Consider the following 16,041-nt stretch of genomic DNA (forward strand, 5'->3'; position numbering starts at 1 on the left):
ATGGCTGCGGCTAACCTGCGGGGGGATTACCAACCGTTCGGACGGAGAGCCCCAGTTCATGCGCGATCTGCTTGGCGCGCAGGCCCCGTGCGAGAAATTCGAGCACGCGCAGTTGCTTGTCGGTCGGGGTGTATTGCGGGGTTGCGCCATGAACGATGGCCTGCGCGGCGATGCTTGAAGATACATATGTGTTTCCATCCAGAACCGCTGTAATCGCACAGATCAGTTCCTCCCCGGCAGCGCTCTTAAGAACGAAGCCGCGCGCGCCTGCGCGGATGGCATCGGCGGCCAGTGATGGCTCATCGTGCATTGTCAAAAATACGAAAGGAACGTTGCAGCCTTGTTCCATCATCACTTTCATTGCATCGATTCCGCTCATGCCAGGCATGCTAATGTCCGCGACCACCACGTCGGGCGGGTCGCGCTCGACCGTCTCGATCAGTCTTTCGCCGTCGGCCACCAACACGATTGACTCGAACGAATTCATCAGCAGCCGCTCGATCCCTTGGGCCACCAGGATGTGGTCATCCGCCAGCACGACACTTCGACCCCCACAGCAGGGGTCTTCAAAGACCGCGAGATCCATGCGCTCCACTCCTCCGCCAAGGCTGTTCGGGGTTGCACGGATACAGACCACTTCAGAGTGGCTTATCCCTGCTCAGGAACCTGGATACTGGTGGTTGAGCAGGTGATGGAGTCGTGACTTAATCCATCAAGCGGGTGATTTCCAGTATGGATGACGGAGCACATTTCTCGTTCCGTGATGCTTGCACGTTTGGGATGTGACCTCCGTGCTCGGAGGAATATGATGTGCCGCAGAGTGGACCACATCCCAGCGCCTTCTTCCGTCACCACATGCAGCCGTATGAACGGTTAAGAACATGTCGGATTTCTCGGCAGATCTACACACAACGTCAACCTGGCTCGGTGGAGCGGACTCAATAAGGTCGATTCAACGGACAAGCGTCTACGCTCATGTTTGAAACCGGCTTGAGTCAGCCAGCACTCGGCGAACTGGCCGCGCTGATACACGGGCAGTTGCACCGGAGGCTGGTAGTGAGCGAGTGTGCTGTCCTTCCCGCGCAGATGGGCGATCGCTTCGCGGTGCTCGTAGAACTTTTCGAGAACAGGCACTACGTCGATTTGTCGTGGAGCGTCACCTGTAAGTAAGGCGATGTCGCTATGAGAAGCTCCGCCAGCGCTCAGATTGGTTACCAGCGTGTGCGGAAACGCATGGAACCTGACGCCTCTTCCAAACCCTGAGTTCTTCAAATATCGACCGAACTCGGCAAACAGCGTTTGGCTGCCGTGTGCGTTTTTCTCACCGGTTTTGCAGTTCGTCCCAGCGGCGACGTCCCCCCGAGATTGAGTAGCGAAGCGGTTTGGAGTCCAATCCTCAATGACAAGGAGATTGGACGTGAAGAAGCGCTTTGACCAGACCTTCGTCTGTTGAAAATTCCGAAGAGCAGATCATCGGCTTCCTACGCGAAGCTGAGGCCGGCATGCCCATTAAGGACCTCTGCCGCCAGCACGGCTTCAGCGAGGCCTCGTACTACCTGTGGCGCAGCAAGTTCGGCGGCATGAGCGTGCCCGACGCCAAGCGGCTCAAGGACCTGGAGGCGGAGAACACACGCCTGAAGAAGCTACTGGCAGAACAGGTCTTCGAGAACGACGTCATCAAGGATGCGTTGCGAAAAAAGTGGTGACCGCACCGGCGCGCAGGCTGCTGGTGCGGAGCATGGTCGAGAAGGGGTTGAGCGAGCGGCGGGCGCTGAAGGTGGTGCGGATGAGCGCTAGCGCGCTGCGCTATGAGCCTCGGGCCGACCACAACGTTGAGCTGCGCGAGCAGATCGCCGCGCTGGCGCATCGGCACAGACGCTACGGGGTGGGCATGATCCATTTGAAACTGCGACAGAAAGGGCTGGTCGTGAACTACAAGCGAGTGGAGCGCTTGTATCAGGAAGCGGGCCTGCAGGTGCGTCGCAGAAAGCGTAAGAAGGTGCCGGTAGGCGAGCGCCAGCCCCTCCTGCGGCCGTCCGCTGCCAATGAGGTGTGGTCGATGGACTTCGTGTTCGACCGCACCGCGGAAGGCCGGGTGATCAAGTGCCTGACCATTGTCGACGACGCCACCCACGAGGCTGTTGCCATCGAAGTGGAGCGGGCAATTTCCGGGGGGACGTCGGACAACGAGTCCTTGTTCAAGCTTTACGAGCAAAATTTGATTGTCTGCTCTGGGTGCGGATGGAGCTTTGACGTCAATTCAGGTGTGGAGGCAGCGGCGGCCGATTAAATTGACGCCCTAACCAACGCCAGCCGACATCGCTGTGCTTGAGTCAATGCACTTTGGCAATAGACTGGAAGGACACTCACCAGGACACATTCTGGCTAGAGTTCTTCATTAAGAGCAATGGGTTAGTGTTGGGGTTGTTTAGTCCCACTGTCTCCGCCAATGACCAATTTGCAGACCCAAGGCTAGCCGCGCTCCTACACAGAGGCCAACCCACGCCCCCGCCGAGTCGCACCAGGCGAGTACCCCATAACACGCTTGTAAGCCCGGCTGAAAGCCGCCTGCGACGCGTACCCAAGACGCTCTGCCACCACCTCGATGGAGAGGTTCTGGTGGCTCAGCCATTGACTGGCCAAGTGCATACGCAGCTCGGTCACATATCGCAGCGGCGCGGTTCCCATGACAGTCTGGAACCGTTCCGCAAAGACAGACCGTGAGATGTTGGATTCCGCAGCCAGCGCTTCGACCGTCCAGTCACGCCCAGGGTCTTTGTGCAGGGCAAGCAACGACAGTGACAGACGCGGGTCGCGCAGGGCCATGACCAGGCCGGAGGCGCCGTCGCAACCGCGCTCGACCCAGTCACGGACAATCATGGCGGCCACTGCATCCGCAAGCCGGGCGAGGATTCCTGCATAGCCAATGCGTCCGGAACACACCTCGCGCTTCATCGCGTCGACCATCGGCAACAGCCCCGGGAACTGCGTGGCGTTGCCATCGCACAACATCGCCGCCGGCATCACCTTGCTCAACCCTTGCATGCCGCCCAGATCGAACACCATGCAGCCGTGGAAGAGCACGGCGCTGGGCACGGCATGTGTGCTCGGGCACGTGTCTATTCCGCTCACCGCGTCGCCCAACGGGGCTGCGTCGATCGTTTCCAGGCACTGGACGGGATGGTCCTCGCCCGACAGCAACGCGTGTTCGTCTCCGCGGGGAAGAAGCACGACATCCCCGGCGGATAGACGGTGTTGGCTGCCGTCTGCGCCACGAAGAATCGCCGTGCCCACTGCCAGGTAATGGAAGTAGGCATGGCCTGGCTTCCGGGGAAATCCAAGCCCGAAGGTCGGCCCGGTCTGAATGCGCCGGTATTGAACGCCATGCAGCCGCATGCCGGTCAGCAGTTCGCTGATCAGGTCGGTGGGCTGGAGTGGCGTGTGGCTCATTGAGACGGGCCGGGGTTTCGATCAAAAATACAGGTCGGGCAATCATAGATCATCCTGACTTGGCTCCCTAGACTCTCGGCTGCACGAATGCACTGGGATCTGTGATGAGCAATAACGTAGTTGATGCCGCGAACACGCCTGATTCTGTGGACAGGGGGAGCGGGGAGCCTTCTTCATCGGCATGGGTGGCGGTGTTTTCGCTGGCCATGGGGGTCTTCGGGCTGCTCACCGCGGAATATCTGCCTGCCAGCCTGTTGACCCCGATGGCGGCGGATCTGGGGGTGTCGGAGGCGCTGGCCGGGCAAGCGGTGACGGTCACTGCGGTTGTGGCCTTGTTCGCTGGGCTGCTGGTGCCGCGGCTGACCCGCTCGATAGATAGGCGCCTGGTGCTGTTGAGTTTCACGGCCCTGATGATTCTCTCCAACGCCTTGGTGGCGTTGTCGTCCAGCATGGGGGTCCTGCTGGTGATGCGCGTCCTTCTGGGCATCGCGCTGGGCGGTTTCTGGAGCATGGCAGCGGCCGTGGCCATGCGGTTGGTGCCGCCCCAGCGCGTGCCTCGCGCGCTCTCGATCATCTTCAGCGGGATTGCGGTCGGCACGGTGGTGTCGGTTCCGTTGGGGAGCTACCTCGGCGGGCTGCTGGGTTGGCGCAGCGCCTTCTGGGCGGCGACGGCGGTGGGTGGACTCACGTTTGCGTTCCAGTGGTTCACGCTGCCCCGGATGGCCCCGCGCCAGGCGGCAGTCCCGCAGTCGGTGGTGGCGCTCCTGCGCCGCCCAGGCGTTGCGGTCGGCATGCTGGGCTGCGTCCTGGCGCACACCGGTCAGTACTCGCTCTTTACTTACATCCGCCCCACGTTGGAGAGCCTGGGGCAGATGAGCGCCGATGGCCTGGCGCTGATCCTGCTCGGGTTCGGTGTGGCGAATTTCGTTGGCACTCTCCTGGCCGGCTGGCTCATGGAGCGCAGTCTGAAAGTCACGCTGGTGCTCATGCCTGCCTTGGTTGGCGTAGCCGCGCTGGGCATGCTCCTGTTGCCGGTGGGCGTCGGCGGGCTGTCGATCCTGGTAGCACTGTGGGGTCTGGCCTTCGGCGGCGTGCCGGTTGCGTGGTCGAGCTGGGTCGCGCGTGCGGTGCCTGACCAGGCCGAGAGTGCCGGCGGGATGGTGGTCGCTGCAGTGCAGTCGTCCATCGCAGCGGGCGCCGCGTTGGGTGGCGTGGTGTTCGGGCTGGGCGGCATCGTTGCAGTCCTTGTCGTTGCCGCGGCGGTGATGCTCCTCGCCAGCCTGCTCATCGCGCTGCGGGTCAGGGTGAGCTCGACGCCGTTGTCCGCAGGTCCGGCGTTTCATATCTAGGCGACCACACCAGGAATGCACGTCGGGAGTGAAGGACTGTCGATGCAGTCGGCGTCCTGTCTCCGCTTCCGCTAAAGTGCTCGGCCCTGTTTTAGCTGGCGCTCGCTCCCGAGCGTGCACTTGAAGGACGTCGTTGTTGATGGTGGTGAAAGGTCTGGTGGTGTTGTTTTTGGTTTCTGCGTCGTTTTCTGGTGTGGCAGCAGAGCTGGTTGGCCGCGCGACGGTCACGGACGGGGACACCCTCACCGTGGCCAAGCGGCGCATCCGCCTGTGGGGCATCGATGCGCCGGAAAGCGCGCAGCAATGCACCGGTAAAGATGGGCGCACTTGGCCCTGTGGTCGTCGGTCAGCCGCCGCGCTGGACGGCCATCTGCTGGAAAAAACCGTTCGTTGCCAGCCCAAGGACACGGACCGCTACGGCAGGGTGGTGGCGGAGTGCTTTGTCCAGGGGGCGTCGGTCAATCGGTGGATGGTGCGCTCCGGTTGGGCGGTGGCGTACCGCCAGTACGCCACGGCATTCATCGCGGACGAAGCCGACGCGCGCCAGCACCAGCGGAACCTCTGGCAGGGGCCGTTCCAGATGCCAGCCGACTATCGTCGCAGCAAGCGTGACCAGGCCGCGCGACACGCCCCGGTGGCCACGCAACCGGCGCCGGGCGGATGCCAAATCAAGGGCAACATCTCCCGCCAAGGCAAGAAGATCTACCACGTGCCGGGCCAGCGGGACTACGCGCGCACGAGTATCCACACGAGCCGCGGCGAGCGCATGTTCTGCAGCCCTGCCGACGCAGTGCGGGCAGGGTGGCAGCCGGCCAAGCGCTGAGCGTCTCAAACCCTCCCATGCAGGCGGCGACGCAGAGCGCCCGACGCTGCCGCGATGGCCATCGCAGGCAACGCCAGCACCAGTGCATACACCAGTCCGGCGAGCAACAACGGGCCAACGCCCGAGACCACGGCCACCACCGGCACCTGCAGCGCCATGAGCAACAGTCCCCACAGCCACGCCTTGCGGGGGAAGCAGGCGCCTAGAACCGCGGCGATAGCCAGTGCGATGGGATAGACGACGGTCCAGAACGCCGGCGCATCCCAAGGCTCGCCGCCGGGTGTCCGCCAGGCCACCAGCACCCAGAACACCACGCCGACCTTCAGCGTGACAGCCGCTGCTGCAAGAAGATTTCCCGTCGTCCGCATCGTTGTTCTCCTGCGCGAACAGGCAGGATGCCATCGTTCGACGGGTGAGTGCTTCTACTTCATGGCCTCAAACGGCACCAGTGACGCCCACACCAGCAGCAGGGCCAGCCACATCCAGCGCCAGCGGCCCATGCCTTGCCTCGCTGCGCGCCAGGGGCAGCGCACGGCCGTCATGCCCTTGGCCAGTGGCATGGTCGGGCCTAGAAGGTGTACGCAGCTTGCACGTACACACGGCGCGGCTCACCCGGGAAGTGGCCGGTGCGCTCGGTGAACCCGCTGGCGGCGTACACCTTGTCGAACAGGTTTTTGACGTTGGCCTGGAACTGCCACTGCTGCCACTGGGTCTTCCAGCTCATGTCGAACACGGTGTACGGCTTCACCCGTTGGCCATCCAGGCTGACGCGCTCATCCACGTAATCGGCGCCGAAACCGATGGCCGAACGGATTGCCGGCAGGTCGTAGCGTGTCCACAAGCCTAGCTTGTTCTGCGGCGCATTGGCGAAGCGATCGCCGGACGCATTGGTGATGCCGTTGCTGCCGGCATCTTTCACCCGCGCATCGTTGTACGCGTAGGTGAGGTTGAGCACCCAGCGGTCGGTGACATCGGCCAGCAGGTCCAGCTCCATGCCCGTACTGCGCACCAGGCCCAGGGCGGCCAGTTGGTTGACGCCGTCCACGATCTCACCGGTGGCCTGCACGATATTGCTGCGGTCGATCCGGTACGCGGCCAGGTTCAAGGTGACGCGCTCGGCCAGCAGGGATTTCAACCCGACTTCCCATTGTCTGCTGCGCTCGGCATCGAACGGGCCGCCCGCCTCGGCGCTCTGGTTGGCCGCGCTCTGGGGCATGAAGCCGCTGGCGATGTTGGCGTAGAGATTGATGCCTTCCCGCACGGTGTACGTGCTGCCCAGCCGCCAGCTGATGTCGTTGCCATCCACCGCGGTGCCGGCAATGCGGTCATCGTCCTTGAACCCGTCCCAGCGCAGTCCGGCCAGCACATGCCAGCGCGGGGTCAGCGTCAGTTCGTCCTGGAGGTAGCCGCCATAGCGTTTGCTGCGCGTGCTCGTGCTCCGCCAGGGCAGGGCGGCCAGGTTGTAGTCGCGCCACGAACTTGCGCCATACACCGGGTTGAACAGGTCGATGCCTGGCACCGGGCCGGCACCCCGCGCCAGGTCCGCGCTGTTGGCCGTCTGCGCGGTGAAGTCGGCATCCTGCTGGTACACATCGGCGCCAAACAGCACCTTGTGCTCGATGCGGCCGGTGCTGACACGCCACACTGCGTTGGCGTTGGCGGTGAAGGCATCGTTGTCGCGGATCTGGTTGCGCAGCTGGCGGGTCATCCATTCAGGCACGCCGTCGCGGTTGCGGTCGATCAGCCCCATCGGCTCGTGGTAGATCTGGTGCTCGTTGTTCTCGAACCAGCGCGCACCCACATCCACGTCCAGGTTGGTGCTGGGCGAGAAGCGGTACTGCGCCAGCGCCACCTTGGCGCGCATGTCGAGGAAGTCGGTGGCTTCGTTGTGGTTCCAACGCCGGTCAGTCAGAAAACTGCCGTTGTCGTCCACCGGTACGCCACGCAGGCGGTTGCCGCCCAGGTTCTGGGTGATGTCGGTGAACTGCAGGGTCAACTCGCCGGTGTCGCCCACGTCGAAGGCGAGCGATGCATCACCGATCACGCTTTCGCTGTCCGCGTTCCAGCGCACGCCCTGCTCGGTGTCGCCATACAGCCCGGCGCGGTAGCGCACGCTGCCAGCGGCGTTCATCGGCCCGGTGGCCTCGATCGATGCAGCACGGAAATCGTTGTTGCCGGCCTGCAGTTCGATGCGGCGCTCGGGCGTGGCTTTCGGCTTGCGCGTCACGTAGTTGATGACGCCGCCGGCATCACCGCCGCCGTACAGGGCGCCGGCCGGTCCCTTCAGGACCTCCACGCGCTCGATGTTGAACAGCTGCGGGACCGAAAAACCGGCATAGGGGTCGCCGCGCAGGCCGTCATACAGCACGTTTTCCTGGCGGAAGCCGCGCAGGGTCACGCCGGCGTAGCTGAAGAAGCTGATGCCGCTGATGCTGCGGTACAGGTCGGTGATCTGGCGGGCCGCCTGGTCTTCGATCAGCTCACGCGGCACCACCTGGATGGACTGCGGCACCAGCGCCAGCGGCGTATCCGTCCGCGTGCCCACCGCGGCGTCGTCGACCCGGTAGAGGGTCTGGGCGCGGCCGAGGACCTGAACGGCGTCGAGCTGCTGCACATCGGGGGAGGAGGGAGGAGCGGCGTGTGCCGAAAGGCAGGCGAAGGTCAGGGGCAGGCCCAGGGCAGAGAGACGAAACGACGGGCGGGTCATCGGGGGCAGGGGGGGGGTGTAGTTGCGAATGAGAAATGTTAACATGCAGCCTCAGTCGCTCAATCGGCTGCATCACCCCAAGGCGGTGCAGCGCCCGATAATGCAAGTCGCGTTGCTCCTGGACGTGCGGCGCAAGGCCACGGGATAGCGCGCGCTTGAGCCGCTCCGGCGTTACAGCTCCACGACCACTTTGCCCTTCGCCCGCCCGCTCTCCACGTAAGCCAGCGCGCCCTGGGTGTCCTGCAACGGAAACACCCGATCAATGACCGGTGCGATCGCGCCGGATTCCACAAGCGAGGTGATGGTGCACAATTGCGCCCCATCGGCTCGCATGAAGACGAAGGTATACGTGACTCCCTTCTTCTTGGCCTTGCTGCGGATGCCGTGGCTGAGCAGGCGCATCACCTGTTTGAGCGGCCAAGCCAAGCCACGCGCGGCGGCGAAGGCGGGCGTGGGCGGGCCCGAGATGGAGATGAGGTGGCCACCCGGCTTGAGGATCTGCAGCGAGCGCTCCAGTTCCTCCTTGCCCAGGCTGTTGAGCACCACGTCGTAGTCGCGCAGGTCCGCGGCGAAATCCTGCCGCCGGTAGTCGATGACCACATCCGCGCCCAGCGCCTTTACCCATCCCACGTTGGGCGTGCTGGTGGTGGTGGCAACGAACGCGCCAAGGTGTTTGGCCAGCTGGATCGCCACGGTGCCGACGCCGCCGGAGCCGGCCTGGATGAAGACCTTCTGCCCGAGCTTCAGCTGGGCGGTTTCCACCAGGGCCTGCCATGCAGTCAGCGCGACCAGCGGCAGCGAGGCGGCCTCTACCATGGTGAGGTTGGCGGGCTTGAGGGCCACGGAGGCGGCGTTGACGGCGATGAACTCGGCGAACGCGCCGATGCGGTCATCGTCGGGACGTGCATACACCTCATCGCCCGGTTTGAACTGGGAAACGCCGGCGCCCACGCGCTCCACCGTTCCGGCCAGGTCGTTGCCCAGAATCAGCGGCAGGCGATACGGCAGGATCACCTTGAATTCGCCACGCCGGATCCTGGGGTCCAGCGCGTTGACGCTGGCCGCGTGCACGAGGATGAGCACATCGCCGTCGCGCAGCGCTGGCGTTGGCACGTCATTGATATGGCCCGTTTCGTTCTTGCCATAGCGGTCGATGAGGAAGGCTTTCATGGGCGATAGCGCTCCGCTGCCTGCGCCTGGCGGATGTCCGAGATCAGGCCTTGGCGCGATGCCTCCAGCGTGTCCCAGCGGGCGGCCACATGCAATGGCGGAATGGTCACGGTTTCGCGGCGATCGAAGCCGACCAGGGCGGCATCGACCAGCTCGCCGACGTCCATCACTTCGGGCAACGTGTTGATGTCGATACCGGCACGCTCCCAGATCTCGGTGCGGGTGGCTGCGGGCAGCACGGCCTGCACGTAAACGCCCTTGGGCGACAGCTCCAGGCTGAGCCCCTGCGACAGGAACAGGACGAAGGCCTTGCTCGCACCGTAGACGGACATGCCGAACTCGGGCGCCAAGCCGACCACCGAGCCGATGTTGACGATCGCGCCTTCGCCGGCGTTGGCCAGCCGCGGGGCGATGGCCGCAGCCAGGCGCGTCAGGGCGAGTGTGTTGAGGGTGACCACTTGATCGATGCTGTCGGCCGACTGGTCGGTGAAGCCGCCGGATTGCGCCACGCCCGCGTTGTTGATCAGGATGCCGATGCAGGCATCGTCGCGCAGGCGGGTTTCCACGGTGGCCAGATCGGTGCGCACGGTGAGGTCGGCCGGCAGGACGTCTACGGCGACCCCGGTGTCCTGGCGCAGGCGGGCGGCCAGCGACTCCAGGCGGGCCGTGTCGCGCGCGACCAGCACCAGGTCGTGGCCGCGGCGCGCGAAGCGTTCGGCGTAGACGGTGCCGATACCGCTGGAGGCGCCGGTGATGAGGACGGTGGGAAGCTGGCTCATGGTGTGTCTCGTGGAAGGGGGGGGCGGCAGGGCGTTGTCGACGGCTTACCGGGGCGTTGTATCGGTCAACGCGGGGTCCCGCCCGGCGGTGGCGACGGCTGACGGTGCGCAGCAATGATGATGACCGTCATCTTAGATGTCAACGGTTTGATGATGGTAGTCATCTATCGTGGTAAAGTGCGCTTCACCAAGGCAGAGCGTGAAGAGAGACCGGGTCATGAAGGTCACCAAGGCACAGGCGCAGGCCAACCGGGCGCACATCGTCGACACCGCCTCCACGCTGTTCCGGGAGCGGGGCTACGACGGCGTGGGCGTGGCCGATCTGATGGCGGCTGCCGGCTTCACCCACGGCGGCTTCTACAAGCATTTCGGGTCGAAGGCCGACCTGATGGCCGAGGCGGCGAGCTGCGGCCTGGCCAGATCGGCCGAGGCCGCGGCCGGCACGGACCGGGAGAGCTTCGTGCGCCATTACCTTTCCCGTGAGCACCGGGACGCGCCGGGCCAGGGCTGCACCATGGCAGCGTTGTGCACCGACGCGGCGCGTCAGCCGGCCGCGGTCAAGGCGGCCTTTGCGGCAGGCATCGAGGCGCAGCTGGCGGCCGATTCCACCCGGGAAGAGCAGGCCGACACCGCCACGGCCGAACAGGCGCGCGCGCGGCGGATCGCCTTGATGGCGCAGGCTGTAGGGGCGATGGTGCTGTCCCGGTCCTGCCCGGACGATTCGGCGATGGCGGACGAACTTCTGGATGTCTGCCGGGCGGATGTGCTGGCGCGGATGTCAGGGGTGTCTGCGCCCTGACGCGTGTCGGGCGAGCCCCATGCGATGGTGAACCCATACCCGATTGGTCACTATTTGCCCGCTCTATCTGGCAGCGCTACCCTTGCGGTATGCCTATTTCAACCTCCGCAGTGCCCGATGCCGGGCGTGGCCCCGCCGAGCACGATGTGCGCACCCAGATCATCGAGGCGGCCACCGCGCACTTCAGCCATTACGGCTACGACAAGACCACGGTGTCCGACCTGGCCAAAGCCATCGGCTTTTCCAAGGCGTACATCTACAAGTTCTTTACCTCCAAGCAGGCGATCGGTGAGGTGATCTGCGCCAACTGCCTCAGCCAGATCGAACGCGACGTAGATGACGCGTTGGAGGGTATCCAGGCGCCGCCGGAGAGGCTCCGCGCGCTGTTCACCGTGATTGTGGCGTCCAGTCTTCGCCTGTTCCTGCAGGATCGGCGACTGTATGAGATCGCGGTCGCGGCCGCGACGGACGATTGGCCCTCCGTCCAGGCGTACAAGCACCGCATCCGCCAGCGGGTGGAGGACATCGTCCAGGAAGGTCGCGCTGCCGGGGTGTTCGAGAGCACGACACCGTTGGGCGACACCAGCCGCGCCGTCTACCAGGTTCTGGTGCCTTACCTGAACCCGGTGACGCTGCCGCACGTATCGGCCCTGCATGCGGAAGCGCCCGAGGCTCTGCACCAACTGGTCCTGCGGAGCCTTGCGATGCCACCCAAGTGACTATTGACTGGATTGGTCACTAGGAACAGAATGCGCCCGGATATCCCACTCCGGAAGACCGTATGCGGCGCCGTTCTGTACTCACAGCCATTTCCTGTGTTGTTCCGTTGTTCCTTGTGGCCTGCAGCAAGCCGGGTGAAAGCGACCCCCGAACCGCACCGCCGATCGTCCGGGTGGCGCAGGTGCAGCCGGGCATCGGAAACGCGCGCACCTTCACCGGCACCATCGCCGCACGGGTGCAGAGCGATCTGGCCTTCCGGGTGGGAGGCAAGGTCACTGAGCGCCGCGTTGAGACGGGACAGACGGTCAAGCGCGGCGACGTGCTCTATCGGATGGATCCGCTCGACCTGAATCTGGCTGCAGCTTCCCAGCAGCAGGCCGTCATCGCGGCCCGTGCGCAGAGCGTGCAGGCCACGGCGGACGAGGCGCGCTATCGCGACTTGGCAGCCAAGGGCGTGGTGTCCCGCTCGGCGTACGATCAGATGAAGGCGGCGGCAGACGCGGCGGCTGCGCAGCTCAAGGCGGCCGACGCCCAGGCCCGGGTGGCACGCAACGCCAGTCAGTACACCGCGCTTGTTGCCGATGCCGATGGGGTGGTCATGGCCGTTCTGGCCGAGCCCGGCCAGGTAGTGGCGGCGGGGCAGATCGTCGCCCGGCTTGCCCGTGCGGGCAGTCGTGAAGCCGTGGTCCAACTGCCCGAGACGCTTCGCCCGCAGATCGGCTCGGCCGCATCGGCGTCGTTGTTTGGTGCGCGCGTTTCGATGCCGGCACGGTTGCGCGTGCTCTCCGAATCGGCAGACCCTGCAACCCGCACCTTTGAAGCCCGCTACACCCTGGAGGACGGCAACACCGTATTGCCGCTGGGGTCTACCGTGACGGTAGCGGTTGAAGGCACCGCAGGTGAGGCGGGGGGCGTTGAGGTCCCGTTGGGCGCGGTGTTTGATCCTGGCACCGGAACCGGCGTCTGGGTGATCGGGGGCGAGCCACTCAGCGCCCGTTGGACGCCGGTAGTGGTCAAGCGGCTGGGGGACGACCTGGCCCTGGTTGAGGGCGCGTTGAAAGCATCCGACCGCGTGGCCGCGCTGGGCGCGCACCTGCTCCACGAAGGGCAGGTGGTTCGTCTGGCCGATACCGCCACGGCCACCGCCACAGCGGGCAAGGGAGCCCACCCGTGAGTGGGTTCAACCTGTCGGCGCTTGCGGTGCGCGAGCGCGCCATCACGGTTTTTCTGATCTTCCTGGTCTCGGTTGCCGGCATCGTGTCGTTTTTCCAGTTGGGCCGCGCAGAAGACCCGGCATTCACCGTGAAGGTGATGACCGTGGTGACGGCCTGGCCGGGGGCCACGCCCACGGAGATGCAGGACCAGGTGGCCGAGAAGCTGGAAAAGCGCCTGCAGGAGCTGCGCTGGTATGACCGCAGTGAAACCTATACGCGTCCCGGCTTGTCGTTCACCACGCTGACCTTGCAGGACGGCACGCCCCCGTCCGCAGTGCAGGAGGAGTTCTACCAGGCGCGCAAGAAAATGGCCGACGAAGCCGCGAACCTGCCCGCAGGCGTGATCGGCCCGATGGTCAACGACGAGTATGCCGATGTCACGTTTGCGCTGTTCGCATTGAAGGCCAAGGGCGAACCATTCCGCGTGCTTGCACGCGACGCCGAAACCCTTCGTCAGCGCCTGCTGCATGTTCCCGGCGTCAAGAAGGTCAACATCATCGGCGAGCAGTCCGAGCGAATCTATGTGGAACTTTCCCACGAACGTCTGGCAAACCTGGGGATGACGCCGCAGGCGGTGTTCGCGGCGCTGAACGGCCAGAACGCGTTGACGCCCGCCGGCTCAGTGGAGGCCAAGGGCCCGCAGATCTTCATCCGCCTCGACGGCGCGCTGGATCAGCTGCAGAAGATCCGCGATACCCCCATCGTTGCGCAGGGCAGGACGCTGAAGCTGCAGGACATCGCCACCGTGAAGCGTGGCTATGAAGATCCGTCGACCTTCATGATCCGCAACGGGGGCGAGCCGGCCATGCTGCTGGGGATCGTCATGCGCGACGGCTGGAACGGCCTGGATCTGGGCGCCTCGCTTGACGCCGAGGTCAAGAAGATCAACGACGGCCTCCCGGTGGGGATGGCCTTGGAGAAGGTCACCGACCAGGCGGTGAACATCAGCGCGTCGGTGGACGAGTTCATGATGAAGTTCTTCGTCGCCCTGCTGGTGGTGATGGTGGTGTGCTTCGTCAGCATGGGCTGGCGGGTGGGCATCGTGGTGGCAGCTGCCGTGCCGCTGACGCTGGCCACGGTGTTCCTGGTGATGGCGGCCACCGGAAAGAATTTTGACCGCATCACGCTGGGCTCGCTGATCCTGGCCCTGGGGTTGCTGGTAGACGACGCGATCATTGCCATCGAAATGATGGTGGTGAAGATGGAAGAGGGCTACAGCCGGGTCAAGGCATCGGCCTATGCGTGGAGTCATACGGCAGCGCCCATGCTGGCCGGCACCCTGGTGACGGCCGTGGGCTTCATGCCCAATGGCTTTGCCCGGTCCACCGCCGGTGAATACACCAGCAACATGTTCTGGATCGTCGGCATTGCGCTGATCGTGTCGTGGGTAGTCGCGGTGTTCTTCACGCCCTACCTGGGCGTGAAGCTTCTGCCTGACCTGAAGGCAGTGGAGGGCGGTCACAGCAGCCTTTACGACACGCCGCGCTACAACCGCTTCCGGTCGATCCTGGCGCGGGTGATTGCGCGCAAGTGGCTTGCCGCAGGGTCGGTGATCGGCCTGTTCGTGCTTTCGGTGGTTGGCATGGGGGCGGTGAAGAAGCAGTTCTTCCCCATCTCTGATCGCCCGGAGGTGCTGGTCGAGGTGCAGATGCCCTATGGCACCGCCATCGAACAGACCAGCCTGGCGGCCAGGAAGGTCGAAACGTGGCTGTCGGCGCAGGCGGAATCGAAGATCGTCACGGCCTACATCGGTCAGGGTGCGCCGCGCTTCTACCTCGCCATTTCGCCGGAGCTGCCGGACCCTGCGTTTGCCAAGATCGTGGTCCGCACCGACAGCCAGGAACAGCGCGATGCCCTGAAGGCGAGGCTTCGCCAGGCCGTGGCAGAGGGCCTGGCGCCCGAAGCCAGCGTGCGCGTGACGCAGCTGGTGTTCGGGCCTTACTCGCCGTATCCGGTGGCGTATCGGGTCAGTGGTCCGGATCCGGATGTCATTCGTGGCATTGCCGCCAAGGTGGAGCAGATCATGCACGCCAGCCCGATGATGCGGACCGTGAACACCGACTGGGGTGTGCGCACGCCCACGCTGCACTTCACGCTGGACCAGGACCGCCTGCAGGCGATGGGCATGACCTCGGCGTCGGTATCGCAGCAGTTGCAGTTTTTCCTGAGCGGGGTGCCGGTCACCGCCGTTCGTGAGGACATCCGGACCGTGGAGGTGGTCGCTCGATCGGGCGGGGACACGCGCCTGGACCCCGCGCGCATTGCGGATTTCACCTTGGTTGGCGCCGCTGGCCAGCGCGTGCCGCTGTCGCAGATCGGTGCCGTTGAGGTTCGCATGGAAGAGCCGGTGCTGCGTCGGCGCGACCGTGTGCCGACCATCACCGTGCGGGGTGATATCGATGATGCGTTGCAGCCACCGGACGTATCAGCGGCCATCAGCAAGCAGCTTGCGCCGCTCATCGCGTCGCTGCCTGACGGCTACGCCATTGCCCAGGCCGGTTCCATTGAAGAATCCGGCAAGGCGATGAGCGCCATGCTGCCGCTGTTCCCGATCATGCTGGCGGTCACCTTGCTGATCATCATCCTGCAGGTGCGCTCCATCTCCGCCATGATCATGGTCTTCATGACCAGCCCCTTGGGCCTGATCGGCGTGGTGCCGACCCTGCTGCTGTTCCAGCAGCCGTTTGGCATCAACGCATTGGTGGGACTCATTGCACTGTCGGGCATCCTGATGCGCAACACGCTCATTCTGATCGGCCAGATCCACGAGAACGAAATGGCAGGGATGGCGACCTTCCACGCGATCATCGAGGCGACCGTCCAGCGCGCCCGCCCGGTGATTCTGACCTCCCTGGCGGCGGTGCTTGCGTTCATTCCGCTGACCCATTCCGTGTTCTGGGGAACGCTTGCCTACACGTTGATTGGCGGCACCATCGCCGGCACCGTGATGACGCTGGTGTTCCTGCCGGCGATGTATGCCATCTGGTTCAAGGTCCGAGCGGAAACGCCCCCTGTTGCCTGAGTGCGGCC

Annotated in this window: 13 protein-coding genes and 1 pseudogene; 7 read left to right on the top strand and 7 right to left on the bottom strand. The window is 64.7% G+C overall.

The window, feature by feature from the left end:
• Positions 1-10 precede the first annotated feature (10 nt).
• Positions 11-586, bottom strand: coding sequence for a response regulator transcription factor (locus HMPREF3113_RS17800; protein ID WP_070474531.1), 576 nt, complete (start codon positions 584-586; stop codon positions 11-13).
• Between the two features lie 813 nt (positions 587-1,399).
• Between HMPREF3113_RS17800 and HMPREF3113_RS17815 the strand changes: the two are divergent.
• Positions 1,400-2,173, top strand: a pseudogene (locus tag HMPREF3113_RS17815) (IS3 family transposase); the annotation flags it as partial.
• A gap of 311 nt (positions 2,174-2,484) precedes the next feature.
• Here the strand turns inward: HMPREF3113_RS17815 and HMPREF3113_RS17820 are convergent.
• Positions 2,485-3,450, bottom strand: coding sequence for an AraC family transcriptional regulator (locus HMPREF3113_RS17820; RefSeq protein ID WP_070474537.1), 966 nt, complete (start codon positions 3,448-3,450; stop codon positions 2,485-2,487).
• A gap of 104 nt (positions 3,451-3,554) precedes the next feature.
• Here HMPREF3113_RS17820 and HMPREF3113_RS17825 point away from each other — a divergent pair, with 104 nt between their 5' ends.
• Together HMPREF3113_RS17825 and HMPREF3113_RS17830 are read left to right on the top strand one after the other, a co-directional pair.
• Positions 3,555-4,799 carry an MFS transporter gene (locus HMPREF3113_RS17825; protein ID WP_070474540.1) on the top strand — a complete coding sequence of 415 codons (1,245 nt, stop codon included), beginning with the start codon at positions 3,555-3,557 and terminating at the stop codon, positions 4,797-4,799.
• Positions 4,800-4,938: 139 nt separating this feature from the next.
• Positions 4,939-5,622: a thermonuclease family protein gene (locus HMPREF3113_RS17830; protein ID WP_070474669.1), complete on the top strand. Its 684-nt coding sequence runs from the start codon at positions 4,939-4,941 to the stop codon at positions 5,620-5,622.
• 5 nt (positions 5,623-5,627) lie between these two features.
• Here HMPREF3113_RS17830 and HMPREF3113_RS17835 read toward each other — a convergent pair whose 3' ends face one another.
• From HMPREF3113_RS17835 to HMPREF3113_RS17850, 5 genes are all read right to left on the bottom strand, one after another.
• Complete coding sequence (locus tag HMPREF3113_RS17835) at positions 5,628-5,990, bottom strand: hypothetical protein (RefSeq protein WP_070474543.1); 363 nt, start codon at positions 5,988-5,990, stop codon at positions 5,628-5,630.
• A 54-nt stretch (positions 5,991-6,044) separates the two neighbouring features.
• Positions 6,045-6,182: a hypothetical protein gene (locus tag HMPREF3113_RS18840; RefSeq protein WP_175440369.1), complete on the bottom strand. Its 138-nt coding sequence runs from the start codon at positions 6,180-6,182 to the stop codon at positions 6,045-6,047.
• Positions 6,183-6,190: 8 nt separating this feature from the next.
• On the bottom strand, positions 6,191-8,329 hold the full coding sequence (locus HMPREF3113_RS17840; RefSeq protein ID WP_070474546.1) for a TonB-dependent siderophore receptor: 2,139 nt from the start codon (positions 8,327-8,329) through the stop codon (positions 6,191-6,193).
• Between the two features lie 171 nt (positions 8,330-8,500).
• Positions 8,501-9,499: an NADP-dependent oxidoreductase gene (locus tag HMPREF3113_RS17845; RefSeq protein ID WP_070474547.1), complete on the bottom strand. Its 999-nt coding sequence runs from the start codon at positions 9,497-9,499 to the stop codon at positions 8,501-8,503.
• A complete protein-coding gene (locus HMPREF3113_RS17850; RefSeq protein ID WP_070474550.1) occupies positions 9,496-10,278 on the bottom strand; it encodes an SDR family NAD(P)-dependent oxidoreductase in 783 nt (260 codons plus the stop codon). The genes HMPREF3113_RS17845 and HMPREF3113_RS17850 overlap by 4 nt, the downstream gene beginning before the upstream one ends.
• A gap of 217 nt (positions 10,279-10,495) precedes the next feature.
• Between HMPREF3113_RS17850 and HMPREF3113_RS17855 the strand changes: the two genes are divergently transcribed.
• From HMPREF3113_RS17855 to HMPREF3113_RS17870, 4 genes are all read left to right on the top strand, one after another.
• Positions 10,496-11,077: a TetR family transcriptional regulator gene (locus HMPREF3113_RS17855; protein ID WP_070474553.1), complete on the top strand. Its 582-nt coding sequence runs from the start codon at positions 10,496-10,498 to the stop codon at positions 11,075-11,077.
• Positions 11,078-11,223: 146 nt separating this feature from the next.
• A complete protein-coding gene (locus HMPREF3113_RS17860) occupies positions 11,224-11,796 on the top strand; it encodes a TetR/AcrR family transcriptional regulator (protein ID WP_254427882.1) in 573 nt (190 codons plus the stop codon).
• A gap of 62 nt (positions 11,797-11,858) precedes the next feature.
• Positions 11,859-12,971 carry an efflux RND transporter periplasmic adaptor subunit gene (locus tag HMPREF3113_RS17865; protein ID WP_070474557.1) on the top strand — a complete coding sequence of 371 codons (1,113 nt, stop codon included), beginning with the start codon at positions 11,859-11,861 and terminating at the stop codon, positions 12,969-12,971.
• A complete protein-coding gene (locus HMPREF3113_RS17870; protein WP_070474560.1) occupies positions 12,968-16,033 on the top strand; it encodes an efflux RND transporter permease subunit in 3,066 nt (1,021 codons plus the stop codon). Before HMPREF3113_RS17865 ends, HMPREF3113_RS17870 begins: the two co-directional genes overlap by 4 nt.
• Positions 16,034-16,041 lie beyond the last annotated feature (8 nt).

It is taken from the genome of Stenotrophomonas sp. HMSC10F06 (assembly GCF_001807865.1).
Lineage (GTDB): Bacteria > Pseudomonadota > Gammaproteobacteria > Xanthomonadales > Xanthomonadaceae > Stenotrophomonas > Stenotrophomonas bentonitica_A.